The organism is Bartonella sp. CR84HXZ (assembly GCF_042194535.1).
GTDB classification, from domain to species: domain Bacteria; phylum Pseudomonadota; class Alphaproteobacteria; order Rhizobiales; family Rhizobiaceae; genus Bartonella; species Bartonella grahamii.
The window spans coordinates 35,688-51,567 of the sequence record NZ_JBHIMY010000001.1; the positions used below are offsets into that span (position 1 = coordinate 35,688).

The 15,880-nt window shown below is 38.1% G+C and carries 9 protein-coding genes; 4 read left to right on the forward strand and 5 right to left on the reverse strand.

The window, feature by feature from the left end:
- Positions 1-147 precede the first annotated feature (147 nt).
- Positions 148-4,857 carry an NAD-glutamate dehydrogenase gene (locus ACFIKD_RS00185; RefSeq protein WP_375646898.1) on the forward strand — a complete coding sequence of 1,570 codons (4,710 nt, stop codon included), beginning with the start codon at positions 148-150 and terminating at the stop codon, positions 4,855-4,857.
- Between the two features lie 862 nt (positions 4,858-5,719).
- On the opposite strand, the gene ACFIKD_RS00190 is transcribed toward ACFIKD_RS00185, so the two are convergent.
- The 4 genes from ACFIKD_RS00190 to ACFIKD_RS00205 form a co-directional block, all read right to left on the reverse strand.
- Positions 5,720-6,775, reverse strand: coding sequence for a DUF2125 domain-containing protein (locus ACFIKD_RS00190; protein WP_375635464.1), 1,056 nt, complete (start codon positions 6,773-6,775; stop codon positions 5,720-5,722).
- Positions 6,776-7,197: 422 nt separating this feature from the next.
- Positions 7,198-7,944 (reverse strand): glutamine amidotransferase, encoded by a 747-nt coding sequence (locus tag ACFIKD_RS00195; protein WP_375646899.1) that lies wholly within the window; start codon positions 7,942-7,944, stop codon positions 7,198-7,200.
- Positions 7,945-8,089: 145 nt separating this feature from the next.
- Positions 8,090-9,649: a heme biosynthesis protein HemY gene (locus tag ACFIKD_RS00200; protein WP_375646901.1), complete on the reverse strand. Its 1,560-nt coding sequence runs from the start codon at positions 9,647-9,649 to the stop codon at positions 8,090-8,092.
- 11 nt (positions 9,650-9,660) lie between these two features.
- Complete coding sequence (locus ACFIKD_RS00205) at positions 9,661-10,845, reverse strand: mitofilin family membrane protein (RefSeq protein ID WP_375646902.1); 1,185 nt, start codon at positions 10,843-10,845, stop codon at positions 9,661-9,663.
- A 385-nt stretch (positions 10,846-11,230) separates the two neighbouring features.
- On the opposite strand from ACFIKD_RS00205, the gene tsaD reads away from it, so the two are divergent.
- The 3 genes from tsaD (at position 11,231) to ACFIKD_RS00220 (ending at position 14,845) form a co-directional block, all read left to right on the forward strand.
- Complete coding sequence (gene tsaD / locus ACFIKD_RS00210) at positions 11,231-12,325, forward strand: tRNA (adenosine(37)-N6)-threonylcarbamoyltransferase complex transferase subunit TsaD (RefSeq protein ID WP_375646903.1); 1,095 nt, start codon at positions 11,231-11,233, stop codon at positions 12,323-12,325.
- A gap of 611 nt (positions 12,326-12,936) precedes the next feature.
- On the forward strand, positions 12,937-13,371 hold the full coding sequence (locus tag ACFIKD_RS00215; protein WP_375635314.1) for an EVE domain-containing protein: 435 nt from the start codon (positions 12,937-12,939) through the stop codon (positions 13,369-13,371).
- A gap of 793 nt (positions 13,372-14,164) precedes the next feature.
- Positions 14,165-14,845: a response regulator transcription factor gene (locus ACFIKD_RS00220; RefSeq protein ID WP_375644326.1), complete on the forward strand. Its 681-nt coding sequence runs from the start codon at positions 14,165-14,167 to the stop codon at positions 14,843-14,845.
- A gap of 143 nt (positions 14,846-14,988) precedes the next feature.
- Here the strand turns inward: ACFIKD_RS00220 and ACFIKD_RS00225 are convergent, their stop codons facing one another.
- The gene (locus ACFIKD_RS00225; RefSeq protein ID WP_375646904.1) at positions 14,989-15,759 is read right to left on the reverse strand and encodes a class I SAM-dependent methyltransferase; all 771 of its coding nucleotides are present in this window, start codon (positions 15,757-15,759) and stop codon (positions 14,989-14,991) included.
- Between the last annotated feature and the right edge of the window lie 121 nt (positions 15,760-15,880).

Genomic DNA, 15,880 nt, shown 5'->3' on the forward strand with positions numbered 1-15,880 from the left:
TACTAAAAAATAGCAAAAACAAACTCATTCTTTCCAAATAAAGAGCTGTTTTCTTCAGGAAGAAGGTGTTACAGTATACGAAAATATGATGGTCAGCTTTCAATAAAGAGAAGAGAAGACCCCTAAGAGCAAAAAGGGAGAGTGGATGTGTTGCAACCAAAAAAAACAGAAACAAAAAACACCCAAGATAAAATAGAACAAATCCTTTTTGCTCAAACCGATGAAGAAGATATTGTTTATTACGAAAATAAAGAACTTCAAAAAGCCGCAGCCGTCGCAGTAAAAGCTTTTAATCTCCATCAGACGGGAAAAAATACTATCTACTTTGAACAAAATTTGACCCGTAATAACAAGCCTATAACCGCTATCACGCTTGTCAATGATAACAAACCCTTCCTTCTCGATTCTATTTTAAATGTTTTCAATCAACACAAAAACCATATCTATTTGATTGCGCATCCTATTCTTGATTGTGCTTCTGGAAAACGCATCAGTCTGATGCAAATTCACATCGAGTCATTAAACAAACAGCAAATACAAAAACTTGAAAATGAACTCACCTTAGTTCTTGAACAGGTGAATGCTGCTGTACAAGACTGGAAGCCTATGCTTGAAGAAGTTAAAAAGCATATTCATGCCTACCAAATAAGTCTTCCCCCGCACTACAAACAAGAAGGCGAAAAAGCTATTGAATTTCTTCACTGGCTAATGGACGATAATTTCATTTTCCTTGGTATGCGCACCTACAACTTCATCAAAGACCAAAAACCCCTAAAATCCTTTACAGCGAGTAATATTGAACTTGGTATACTCACGGATGCTTCTATTCATATTGTTGACGATGAAAGTATGAAAGAACCTCCTCAAGAAGTTTTATCCTTCATGGAAAGCGATAATCTGTTTATCGTGACAAAAGCTAACAGCCGCTCCAAAATTCACCGTTCTGTCTGGCTCGATTATATTGGTCTTAAAATCTTTGATAAAAAAAACCAACTCTGTGGAGAATTACGCATTGTAGGGCTTTTTACCTCCTCAGCTTATACACGTTCTATTTTGCAAATTCCTTTCTTAAAAGAAAAAGCCCAAACTATTATTCAACGTCTTGGACACAATCACGCCGATTATTCAGGAAAAGCACTTATCAGTGCTTTAGAAACCTATCCAAGAGATGAAATGTTTCGCTCTGATGTTGATACATTGACAGAAAACACCAAACTTATTCTACAATTAGATGAGCGCCCACGTTTACGGGTTCTTGCCCACACTGATTCTTTTGGACGCTTTGTTTCTATCCTTGTCTACGTACCGCGTGACCAATATAGCAGCAGCCTGCGTGAAAAAGTTGGCGAACATTTTGTTGAGCTCTATAAAGGCGACTTTTTTGAATCTTATCCGCTATTTTTGGAAAGCACCCTTATACGTGTCTATTATATCATCCATCGCAAAGGAAACGAAACTGTTCCCCTTCACGAGCGCTCCACACTTGAACAACATGTACGTTCGATTGCACGAAGTTGGGAAGACAGCGTTCAAGCCATCGCTCTTGCTCAGAAAACAACAGAGCAACAAACACGTCTAGCCAGCGAATTCCCCAACAGCTATCGTGATTTATTTTCAGCTGAAGACGCTATTAACGATGCCGGACATATTTTAAATCTTCATGATGAGAAGCCCCTTTTCGTGAACTTTTATCACGCACAAAACAAAGAAAAACGTACCATTTCTCTTCGGCTTTTTCACCGCCATGAAGCTCTTGCCCTTTCCAAACGTGTACCACTCCTTGAAAATATGGGATTTCGCGTTATTGCTGAACAAACCCTTGAATTACCAGATGGCTATGGGCACTCTGTGTATCTTCATGATATGCAGCTAGAAAGCACTTTCCAACTCTGTATCGATTTTGAAAAAAACGGTCAAAAACACGCCGAAACCTTTGAGGCCATTTGGGCACAAAATGCTGATAATGACGCTTTTAACGCGCTCACCCAAACAGCTGAACTTGATTGGTATGAAATTGTTATTTTGCGCCATTATGGGCGCTATCTCCAGCAAGCTGGTATTCCTTATTCGCAAGATCGCGTTGCCCAAACTTTAAATGCTTATCCTGACATTACCCAAGATCTTTATACTTTATTTCATTTAAAATTTCACCAAAGCCATACAGAAAAAGAACGGGAAAAAAGCCAACAGGTTATTCAAAAGCGTATTGGAGAAAAATTACGGAAAGTATCTGGTTTAGATGATGATCTCATCTTACGCCGTTATTGCAACCTTATCGATGCGAGTTTACGAACAAATGCCTTTACGCCTCTTGACGATGGAAGTCCACGGCGTATTTTAGCCACCAAATTAAATCCGCGCCAAATTGAGGGTTTGCCTGAACCACGCCCTTACCGAGAAATTTTTGTTTATGGACCGGAAGTTGAAGGGGTGCATTTGCGTTTTGGACCTATCGCTCGTGGCGGAATCCGTTGGTCTGACCGTGCATTAGATTATCGCACCGAAGTCCTCAGCTTAGTCAAAGCCCAACAAGTTAAAAATGCGGTTATCGTTCCTGCAGGTGCAAAAGGTGGTTTCTATCCCCATCGGCTTCCCCAAACAAATGACCGTGCTCTCATCGTAGAAGCAGCACGACAAGCTTATACAGACTTTATCACAGCTTTGCTCTCCATTACAGACAATCTGATTAACGGCAAAATAAGTTCTCCCCCCAATGTCATCTGTCATGATGACCCTGACCCCTATTTTGTTGTCGCAGCAGACAAAGGAACAGCAACTTTTTCTGATACCGCCAACGCCATCAGCCAAGCAAATCACTTTTGGCTCGATGATGCTTTTGCCTCTGGAGGCTCAGCAGGTTACGACCACAAAGCCATTGGTATTACAGCCAAAGGTGCATGGGAAGCTGTCAAAAGACATTTTAGAGAAACATTTGATCAGGATATTCAAACAACGTCCTTCACCTGTGTCGGTGTTGGAGACATGTCTGGCGATGTCTTTGGTAATGGGATGCTGCTTTCCAAACAAACAAAATTGATTGCCGCTTTTGATCACCGCGATATCTTTATTGATCCAGATCCAAGCATAGACGAAAGCTATGCAGAGCGTATGCGCCTTTTTAAACTTCCTCGCTCCAGCTGGCAAGATTACGATCAAAGCAAATTATCAAAGGGCGGTGGCATCTTCTCACGAAAAGAAAAAACCATTACTCTCTCACCTGAAGCAGCACAAGCCATTGGTTTTGAAAAACAAACAGGAACACCCTTTGAAATTATTTCTGCTCTTCTCAAAGCCCCTGTTGATCTTTTATGGTTCGGCGGCATTGGTACTTATATCCGCGCAGCAACAGAAAATGATGCCCAAGTAGGTGATCGTGCAAATGATGCGATACGCATTACCGGAGAGCAAGTGCGTGCAAAAATTATTGGCGAAGGGGCTAATCTTGGTGTTACACAACGTGGACGGATTGAATATGTCTTAAATGGTGGTCGATGCAATACGGATGCCATTGATAATTCTGCTGGTGTGAATTGTTCTGATATTGAGGTCAATCTCAAAATTGTTCTTGCATCAGCACTACGCGCCAAAACATTAACCCGCGAAGAACGCAATAAGCTCTTGAAAAAAATGACACCTCAAGTCGAGCAACTCGTCTTGCGCAACAATTATCTACAACCCCTTGCTCTTTCTTTGGCGGAAAATCAAAGCACTACTGATTTGCCCTATCAAATACGCTTTATGCACGATTTAGAACAAAAAAAGCTTCTAGATCGTAGAGTTGAAATACTCCCTGATGAGCAAATTTTACGACAAAGAACAACCCAAGGCAAAGGTCTTCTCCGTCCAGAACTCGCTGTTATTTTTGCGTATGCTAAATTAACCTTAAAAGAAGAAATTGCTAATAGCCCCATTGTTGATAATCACTATTTCAATACAACCTTGCTGAACTATTTTCCAACACAAATTCAAGAAAATTTTAAGAAGGAAGTCATTAACCATCAATTGCGTCGTAATATTATAGCAACGCTGATTGCCAACGATATCGTAAATCGTGGAGGCCCCACTTTTGTTAATAGACTACACGATGCAACAGAACAAAAAGCTGAAAATATTATTCGCGTTTTCATTGCCATTCGCGATGGTTTTGAAATTCCTCAATTGTCTGAGCAAATTGATAAGCTTGATAATAAAATACCCGGTCTTGTCCAAAACAAATTCTACGCAGCAATGACCCCAATGCTCTTTGAAACAACCAATTGGGGTTTACACAACATAGATCTCTCACGTCCATTAGAAGAAATTGTAAAAACAATAAAGCAAGCCCGTAGCGTTATTGAACAAGAGCTTATGCATTCTCACGACAACGATATTAAGCAAAAAATTGAAGAAAAAGCATTACACTACAGCGAAGAGGGAGCACCAAAAGCATTAGCGAAACAATTAGCTCTCTTAGAAGCAGCTTCAACAATCTGTGATATTTCTTTAATTGCAAAAAAAAGCAACAGTGATCTTATTAAAACCGCAGAGATCTATTTTTCACTTGCGCAAATCATTCGTATAAACCGCATTAACGAAGCAAGTCGTATAATTCCTGTAGTAGATTATTATGATAGTATGGCTTTAAGCCAAGCAAAAGAAAATGTTTCTGAAAGCTTACGGCAAATCGTTATGAAAATCCTCAAAAATTATGGAAAGAAAAAAGATCCTTTTGACACTTGGAAAAAAACAGAAGAAGATCATATTCACAAAATTACAAACCACATTAGTGCCCTTATTGAAAATGATCTCAATATTTCTCGTTTTACTTTTGCAGCAGGATTGATTTCTCAACTACAAAATACCGGCTTTCAAACCTAAAGCAAATACAAAACGACCCACTCAATCTCCCGTTCTATCCATCCATGACTAATCAGTAAGGAAAGAACGGAAGCGCTATCCCGCATTTTTAGACAAAGCACTTAAAATAAAAAATAAATTCAAATTTTACTGTCAAACATCCTTCAACATAAAAATATAATATATTGATTTACAATCATAATTTTATTATTTTTATGTTGAAGGAGAAGCTGATATTCTAAGTTTGTCTCATTTCAAATCTGTTTATATTCAATCAACTAAACGCATTTCCCCTTGCATATTGCAAATGGGAAAACCGTATAGATAAAAAATATTAAAGAAAGAACTAAATGCCCCTCATAAACCACCTCAAATGCCAAAAGCTGTATAAACATTAGGAGTGGGAAAATATAAATATGATGGTGCCCCCCTTAGCTTCTTACTCCATAAATGAAAAGATGGACGTCCATTTTCCCCTTTACAACTTCATATTCTCATCCAACTAGGCTGTTTTACCTATTTCAAAGGTCACCCTAAACAGACATATGCAATATACTCAAATTCCATACATAAAGAAAAAAGGTTCCTAACACGGCACCACACTACCTGTATAAAAAGGCAATTCAGCATACTTTAAAATGCCACTTTTTCCACACAAACACTGTTGCTATATGTAAGTTTGACATAAGATTTTGTACTAAGTGAAAAGAGGTGGAATTAGTTAGGAGTAAGTGGTAATTCTTTATTTTTACAGCTATTTTTTTACCATTAAATACGCATTTTGTTAAAATAGATTTTGACACTCTAAAATTGCAAAAAAGTGTGAAAATCAGAAAAAATCGAAATTTGGTGGTAAAAATGAAAAAAGGCTTGGGTATAAAACCTAAAGTGGAGCGAGACGACCAAGTTTTAAAAAACCTAATTTTACCCACCCATTGTTAATGAGCAAGGGGAGAACGGGAGCGCCATCGGCATTTTTAGGCAGTGCACCCAAAATAAAAAATAACGCTTGAAGATTATTGTCCTGCGCGGGAAATAAGCGCTGCAAAGTGTTAAGAAGCTTCATGGGCTGAATATGGACAAGTTCGAATTCTGCTGTCAAATATCCTTCTTCATCAAAAGAAAAAGGTCCACTAATACGTAACCCACCGCCTGTATGAAAAGTCAATTCACCTTGCTTTAAAAGCCCACTTTTTCCATACAGTCGCTGTTGCCAATTTTTTCCTTCATCTTCAGACAAAAAAGAGATGTCATTTAAAATCACTTTCAAGTTACCATCAATTTTTGGGACATCAACAAAAGAAGATGTAAAAACCAGAGAAACATCAAAACCGTCAAAAGTTATATTTCCCAATAAATCATTATTTTCATGTTTCAGATCAAAGCGCAAAAATTCTGCCGTTATTTTTTGAGGCGTATCTTTTGTCTCTAACGGCTGAGTAATCATGTCATGCGTATTTTGCAAAGATGCCTGATCTTCTACATTTTCCTGTGTCGTTTTTTTATCTGTTGTTTGTGCTCCTAATGCTTCTTGAGGTTTTTTATCTTCAAGGGAAGAGGAAAGTGGTGAAATTTCAAGCCCTTCAGCTATAAACTTCAATGTTTTACCCGTTTTCCAATAAGGTTCTGTTTCAATAACCAAATTGCGCCAACGCGATACTATAGAAGTTTGTCCGGAAAAAACAATGGATGCAGGAGAATGAACATTAAACTCGACCAAATGAGGTGCATAAATTGGTGCACCAGCCGTCAAGCGCCCCGTCGATAAAGAAACCCCATGTAAAGGCCAAGAAAATTGAAAATTGTCGCAAACAACACCGATACGTAAAGGATAACCATCCTTGCGCACATTCTCACATACCGCCGCCATATTATAGGAAGACGCTTTTGCAAATATATCAGAAACTTGCTCTTCTATTTTACGTGAAAAAAAAACCAGAGTGCGCTATAAATAAATATCAGAGCAAGACAAACGAGCCCACAAATTAAATAGCTCAAAGAAAATCTCTTTTGTGATGACGGTATTTGAAAGGATTTAGACAACATTAAAACTTTCTTTATCTCTTAACTTCCTCCCCACCCTAAAAAGGACAAAGATTCTTAACCACAGTCAGTTTATAAACAATCCAACTTCTTAATCGACCGGATTTTATCTACTGATCACTTCAAGGAGTTCCTATACATCGTTCTAAAGTACAGTATCTCATAAGTCCACCCACCAAGATCTTTTTAAGAAAATCCGTTACACTTTCTAACAAAAAATACCTCATGTGTAAAGTTTTACATGAGTTTTCTATCTCTACCTTAAACGATACTGTTTTACAGCACAACAAGAACGATAATGAATAGTGTTTCTAACACTCACACAAATGCGGGCGGTACACAAAAAATCTGTCGTAATGCACCTTCAAACCATTGGCTTAAAGCTTGATCATAAATTAAACGACCTTTCAAATGTGCACAAGCAAGTTGAGCACCTTTTTCAGTCAATTTATGTGCCGAACGCACGACCAAACGCCGCATCATAGCACGTGTAAACTCAGCATGAAATTGCAAACCCCATGCATTGTTTCCATAACGAAAAGCTTGTGTAGGATATGTATGCCCTGTTGCCAAAAGCATTGCCTCTTTCGGTAAATCATAAATACCTTCCTCATGGAAATGGTAGACCATTTCTGGCCAATTCATCAATTCCTTCCCTTGAGGGGTTGCTTCTAGTGGATACCAGCCGACTTCAACAGTCCCATCACTTCTTGTACCAACGCGCCCCCCTAGATTTCGCGCTAACATTTGTGCTCCAAGACAAATACCCAAAAAAGGCTTATTTTCCTTTAGTGATAACGAAATCCAATCAATTTCCTCACCAATATAGGCTTCGCTGTCATTCACACTCATCGGTCCCCCTAAAATAACAACACCGGCATAATGCTCTAATGTATCAGGGAGTTTTTGTCCAAAAATAGGACGATAAATATCAAGAACAAAACCATTTTGTTGTAAAAATTTTCCTAAACGACCAGTATAGGTAGACCGCCGATGAATAACAACAGCAATCCTTGGTTTGTTATTTTTTTGTTTTTTATCAAGACATCTCTGATTTAAAAACATTTTTTAACCAATCACCTCTGCAACTAAGCAAAACTTCATTTTTAAAGCATAAGAGAATAATTTTATTGGACAAGACTAATGATGTTTTTTCTTCTAGGTTAATTATTTCTTCTGAGAAAACACTCATATATCACATTGGCGCAATTTAAAATAAACGAAATTTTTTCCTCGATAAAGATGTTTCTTCTTCTGTTTTCACCCCTGGATCATCAACATTTAAGTGAGTTTGACTGAACATTTTTACATCTTGTTCTTTTATATCTTGTTTCTCCACCTGCACATTATGCAAAAGAGAATCGTCTATGGGTGTTAATTTTTCAAGCTTCTTATCTTCAACACCATCACTTTTTCCCATAACATACTCTTTGCCTTGCTTTTTCGGCACAATATTGTCCGCCTCTAATGTGAGAGAAGGCATACAGGGAGGCGCCTTCCATTCAAAACCGCCCAAACGTCCACTGATTGGAGAAACCGCTAACCAAGAAGAAAAAATGGACCCATCACACATCCATACTGGATCACGTTCAGCACGAAGTGCTAAAGAAAGCCATTGACGCACAGCACCTTGATTGTTTCCCTGTGCCTCTTCAATATCTGCCAACAATAAATAAACACTTTCCCGTGGATGACATTGTAATGCTTTTTTTGCCTGCTCTCTCGCTAATGCTGTTTCACCAGCATCTAAAGCTGCTTTAGCAATAAGGAAAGCCGATTCAAATGCATCTTTATTATAAGAAGCAAGTGTCCTAGCCCTTTTCAATCGCCCAATAGCTCCTTCTTCTCTTTCGAGATAAAGCGCCGCCAAATCAGGATGAGGATCCTTTTGCCAAGCCGCTATAATCATTTTATCCGCTTTACGCGTTTCATTTAACTTATAAAGAATATCAGCAGCAATAACTATTATTGGAACAAAATCAGGTGCCAATTTATGGGCTTTCAAAATGGCTTCACGTGCGTGTACAGGATGTGTATCAAACAAAGAAAGTGCCTGCCCACTTAATAGTAAAACCTGTATATGCTGCCGCTCTGGAGTCGCGCGAACAGAACGCGGAAGAGCTTTTTGCGCTCTTTCAAAAATAGTAAGTGCCTTATCCCATTTACCCTCAGTACTTAACCGATCAAGCACCGCCTGATGCGCCCATAAAAGTGCTGGCGATAAAGTCAGCGCCTCTTCGGCATATTGTTGCGCTGCCTCATAAGCTTTACTCTTCATCGCTTCACGAAACAAACCATAAAGTCCAACCAATTTTGTCGAATCTTCCTTTCTCATCCCCTCATAAAGACCGATGGCGCGAACAGAGTTATTTTGTAAAGACAAGGTTTGCGCTTGTAAGAGTTTTACCAATGGCTCTTGTTTTCCTGCAAGATATTTAGCAACCTGTGCTTCCATTTTTTGCGCAACCATACTATCACCAGCAAAAGTTGCAAGAATCCCCTTTGAAAGAGCTTCATAACCGCGCTTTTGATTGCGTTTATACAAATAATTGGAAAGAGCACTCGGTAAGGAAAAAAAGAAAGACAATAACCACCATAAAAGCACCAGCGTTACAAAAAGCAAAATAAGCACACTTAACACTGTAAGCAATGAAGCAGAAAATCTGAAATGCAAAAATGTAAGAACAAAAATACCATTGTGATTAGCAACCCACGCGAAAGCTAAACCGAGGATACAAACAACAAAAATATAAATAAAAACACGTATCATCTTGGGCCTATTTACATCTTTGTTGCCTTAAAAGATCCTTGTTGCACAGACAATAACAATTGCTGCAACAACTGTTGAATAGCAATATGTCTTTCAAGCTGCTTAACAAAATCCATTGAAACATCTTTTGCACTTTGAGGCAATGATTGCCATTCGCTCAAAGCCTTTTCGTAATCACCAGCTTGAATGGCAACTTCCATGCGTGCCGCAATAGCCCCCAGCGTCGTCCCTTCAACATTGCCAATCGGTCGCGAAACAATGAGCCCTTTTATCCACGCTAAAATTCGGTCAAAAAAACCAGCATCTGACGCAACAATATTTTGCGTACCAACAATTGCATCGGCAACATGAGAAAAATCAACAGAAAGTTGTGCTGAACTTGGAAGACCCACAGTAGCTGTTTTTTGCAACACATCAAGTCTATCAATCGAAGGCGATAATTGCTGTAACAGCTTTAATTCATTATTATAAGATCCACCACGCTCTATAGCATTTTTTAATGAACTAATTGCAGTAAAGAGCGCGGTATCTATTTCTTTTTTCTCACTATTTTTAACAGCAGTTTCTTCCTGTATAGCTTCTAACTGTTGTTTTAACGCAGCAAGATCATTTGCATTGCTCTGCCCAACAGACAAAGCCGTCTCTATCTCTTTCGACTCTCTAACAAAAGTTTGTACAGTTTCTTCAAGAGCTTTTACTTTTTCCTCTAAAATCGCAAAAGCTTTTTTGATTTCTTCTTTCGATAATTCATCGTTTTTCGTTGTTTTAAACTGTTGTGATGAAAAAGAAGAAAACTCTGTTTTTAACGCATCGATTTCTTGAAACACCCGTCTCAATTGTTCCTTTGTGTCTTCACCTTGACTTTTTGCGGCTTCAGCAATCTGCAAAGCTTTTTCCCCTCCAGCAGAATTTTCCACAAAAGAAGAAGGAAAAAAACCAGCCCATTGAAGCCCCATAAAAATTCCCAAAGCAATGAATCCCCCCAAAATCCCAGAAAAGGACAAGAAAAGCCAAGTTGTACGAGAGCTACTTTTATCCTGACCTTGCATATTCTGTTTTTCTCGCGCATGAGACTCTACAGAATTGTGGATTTTTTCCTCTGAATCATGGGGAACAGCTTCATGTTCAATAACTGGTTTCTTACGGCGCGTACCAGCATAATGTGTTTTAACTTTTGGTTTTGAAGAATCGACCATCTCTGTCACTTTTTGTGCACACTTTTTTTAATGATAAAATAATAAAATGAAAAAAGTTTTAAAAATGAAGCTTTTCTCAAATATCTTCGTTTGTTTTACATTCTTTTTATAAAGAGTATAACTTTATAGAGATTTTCCAAATCTCATTTTTTTCAATAATATTTACAATTATAGACTTTAATAGACAAGTTTTAAAAAACACATTTGCATTTTATACTCAAAAATACAGCTTTATTTTTTAATCAACAATATCATGAAATTCAAAGAAAATGCCAAAACACATATTTTTTCATAGAAAAATCAATTCTGAGAGAAATACTTTGCATCTTTTTCTGTTCATGGTACGCACGCAGGAAAGAAGCTTCAATATAAGGTTTTGTTTAAAATGCGTCTGCTGGGAATAGAAACAAGTTGTGATGAAACGGCAGCGGCTGTCATTGAATATAACAATGAATCAAACAGCCGAATTCTTTCCAATGTTGTTTGGAGCCAAATTGATCACCATGCACCTTACGGCGGTGTTGTTCCTGAAATTGCTGCTCGTGCCCATGTTGAAGTTCTTGATCATTTAATTCTGCAAGCACTAACAGAAGCAAACACAAAATTAAAAGATATTGATGGCATTGCAGCCACCAGTGGACCAGGCTTGATAGGAGGATTGTTGGTAGGCGTTATGAGCGCAAAAGCACTCTCTCTTGCCACTGGCAAACCATTTATTGCGGTAAATCACTTAGAGGGACATGCTTTAACAGCTGTGTTAACGCACAACGTCAGCTTTCCTTATTTATTACTTTTAGTTTCAGGGGGTCATACACAAACAATCATTGTTCATGGAGTAGGTAACTACCAACGTTTAGGAACCACCATTGATGATGCATTAGGAGAAGCCTTTGATAAAACTGCAAAACTTTTAGGTCTTCCTTATCCTGGTGGACCAGCACTTGAAAAAGCAGCTTTATTTGGTGATAAAAATCGCATCCCCCTTCCACGCCCTTTAAAAGGTGAAAAACGGTTAGATTTTTCTTTTTCAGGACTCAAAACTGCTGTTCGACAAGCCGCAACAGCCATAGCTCCTCTTACAGAAAATGATATTGCTGACATTGCCGCAAGTTTTCAAGCCGCCGTGACCGATACAGTACATGATCGTATTCACCTAGCCCTACAACACTTTACCCACCAATATCCTCTCTCTCATAATCAAGGAAAGCGTTCTCCTGCTTTGGTTGTCGCAGGCGGTGTTGCCGCAAACCAAGCCATTCGTTCTACGTTGCAAGAACTTGCCCATCAACATGGTTTTGAATTTATAGCCCCTCCTCTTTCCTTGTGTACCGATAATGCTGCAATGATTGCTTTTGCCGGTGCACAAAAACTCGCACGAGGAGAAACAAGCTCTCTTGACATTGCACCCCGTTCACGCTGGCCATTAGATGAAAAAGCCACGCCCTTGATCGGGATGGGACGCCGTGGAACAAAAGCATAATAAAACTGACGCCCCCCACACACATCTTAAAGAACGAAGATTTCTACTCAATCCGGTCTGTAGATAGTCCGAATTCCCTATCGAGCGGATTCCACCTGCTTCCCACTCACACAATTCACTTAACCCAAAGCTCGACACGCAAACCTAAATATGCACCACACATTCTAAAAAATTTCATGTTTCAAAAAACTGCCTTATATCATTACACTTCAAGTGACGGTATTTTATGGCATAATAAGATCTATTCTATCCCACGAAGTATAGATATGAAAGCCATTCTTTGACCTCATCATCTTTGATCATCTATTTGTTTCATTGCCGTTGTAATCTTGAAGCTTTTTAGAATCAATTTTCTTAATTTTCTCCAAAAAACTCTTATAGTGACCGCATTTCAAACCATAGCTGAAAAGATAAGCAAAAAGCAAAATACCTTTATACAACATGAAATATCAATGAATCGCGTTTCTCTGCTACACGTTATTTTGAAACAAGAAAAAACAGATAATGCCCGTTCTTTACCCCATTTTAAAAATCATCGTTGATGGTGTTACAAAGATGCTTATAAAAATGCACATGATGAATGCATAACAGTCTATGAAAAAGGAGAACTCATGGCTTATTGGCTTTTTAAATCTGAACCCCATAAATGGTCATGGGAGATGCAAAAGAAAAAAGGAGCTGATGGCGAACAATGGGATGGTGTACGCAATTATCAAGCCCGTAATAATATGCGCGCCATGAAATATGGCGATAAAGGTTTTTTTTATCACTCAAATAAAGGTTTAGAAATTGTAGGCATTGTAGAAATATGTGCTGAAGCACACCCTGATTCTACAAGCTCTGATCCACGCTGGGAATGTGTGGATATCCGCGCACTTTGTGACATGCCAACACCTGTTTCATTAAAACAAATTAAAGCCAATCCCAAGCTAGCAAATATGGTACTGGTTAATGCCAGCCGCTTATCAGTGCAACCCGTGACAGAAGATGAATGGAAAGAAGTTTGTTTGATGGGCAACCTTAAGATGGAAATGCTTTTATCTTAAAACAATAATTTTTATTCATTAGCTCATATAAAAAGATGCTTCATAGCATTGCATAAAAAACCTCTTTATGATGCATCTTTTCGGCATTGCTAAAGACAAAGCTTACTCAACGATTATAATAAGCAACACCACGAACATCACACACAGACCCCTTCGCACACAAATGCAACGAAAAAACAAAACTGAACGTGGATAAAAAACAATAAAAATAACCGTGAAATTCTCCTAAACAGTGCATATGTGTAAGGTGTTGCACAGTTATCTTCACGCTTAAAAAACGCATCATATTGAGTGTTCATTGTTTTACATGTTGGATGAGAGCCCCTCATACCGCAGGATTCTCTCATTCCCAACCTGTTTATATTAAATCAATCAAAAGCTATTTTCTTTCACATTACAAGCAGGAAAAGTCCCGTATGGATAAAAAACGTAAAAGAAAGGACTAAAAATTCCTCTTATGAAGAGTCTCAAGTGCCAAGGACTATCCGCAACACCCACGAGCTGGCAAAGTGTATGATAGTGCCGGCTTTATTTCTCCATAAGCGTAAAGATGATAACACTCAATAGCTAAAACACGTTCTAGAGCATAAACAAATGCTTCCAACCAATACGTAAAATACTCTGCAGACGGAAATACCTTCTTTTCGGCAAGCAACCATAGAAATTATAAAAGTTTATTTTTTAGAAACGCTCTTTTTTAATTTTCCTGTTTTAATTTTTCTTGCATGAAATCTCATTTTTCATGAAACTACTCTTTACCAATCAGTGCCTCAACATGCCTATAAGGAAAAACATGAACCACTATACTCTTTTAATTGTTGAAGACGATAATCTACGCCCCATTTTAGTAGAACAATTGCAAATGCATCAAGAGTTTGAAATTTTCCAAGCAAAAACAGCAGAAGAGGGAATGAAAATAATCCAAGAAGAAAATATTGATCTCGCTATTTTGGGACTTGAACTTCCTGATCTTGATGGTTTCAAAGCCGTGAAAAAATTACGCATCCAAGGATTTCGTGCCCCCATTATCATGATAACAAATCATGATACAGACTGCGATAATATTTTAGATCTTGAAACAGGCGCCAATGATTATGTGACAAAACCCTTTCGCTTTGCGGTGTTATTAGCGAGAATTCGAGCACAGTTGCGCCAATATGAACAAAATGAAGACGCAACCTTTCATATTGGCCCCTATACTTTTAAACTAAGACAAAAACTTCTTCTTGATCAATGCAACAATAAAATCTGTCTCACAGAAAAAGAAGCAGCAATTCTTAAATGTCTCTATTATGCTAATGATAAAATTGTCAGCCGTGAAACATTGTTAGAACAAGTTTGGGGTTATAATGAAAATATTGTTACCCATACTTTAGAAACCCATATCTATCGTTTGCGACAAAAAATCGAAAAAGATCCCTCCAATGCACAAATTCTCATGACAGATCAAAATGGTTATCGTTTAAATCTTTAATTCGAGATTTACTATTTCAAAAACAATTTTAATATCTTAAATGAAAACAAAAACGAGATGAAAAAACCTTCACATATAATGTGCAAAAATTGAAATAAGGGAAGCCTTCTATATTTGCGATTCTTATGCCAATGGCAAAATGATTAATTATCTTTATAAATTAAAATATTTCGCACTTGTGGTGATAAAGCAGGAATAAAAACACGTCGCGATTGACGACGCTGTACCAGCAAACCTTGATAAACACGTTTTTGTGCCTGACACATTAAGAGTCCACCAAAATAAGGCAAAAGATAGCGTGCAAATGGCTCATAAAAAAATGAGAACAACCGCGAAACATAACCCGTAGAGGGCATATAATGTACAATTTCTTGTATTGGCCCAGAAACAAAATTTGTTTTTTCGAACAAACGTGTAATTTGTTGCCGACTATAAGGCTCGCCATAACCAAAGGGCGTAGCAATACTGCGCGCCCAAAAGCCAGAGCGATTAGGTACAATAACGATCAAGTGGCCATTGGGTGCTAAAACACGCCATATTTCATTCAACGTTTCAAATGAATTTTCTGTATATTCTAATGCATGTACCAATAAAATACAATCAACTGACGCATCAGGAAGCGGCAAATCTTCTTCAAAAACAAGCGCTGTAGCAACTTGCTCAGCACAAGGCCAAGGCGAAGCACCCTGGGAAGCTGGCATAAAAGCAAAACATTGTTGGGCACGTTCACGCAATGTAGAAAGATAAGGAAGTGCATAACCCAACCCCATAATCCGTTTATCCGTGAGATTAGGCCACCATAAATTCAATTGGTCACACAGCGTCTTTTGCACACGCAGCCCAAGTGCAGAAGCATAAAAATCTTTCAGCGTAACGATATCCAATTCAACATACCATGTAGAAACAAATTCCAAACATTACAGATTTTCATATACCCAAATTATATGGACTTCTGCTCTTTTTCCGCAATAGCGAATATTTCAATATTTCATATTTTAAACTTAAATGATTAAAAAATCAGTACAGCAGGATGAT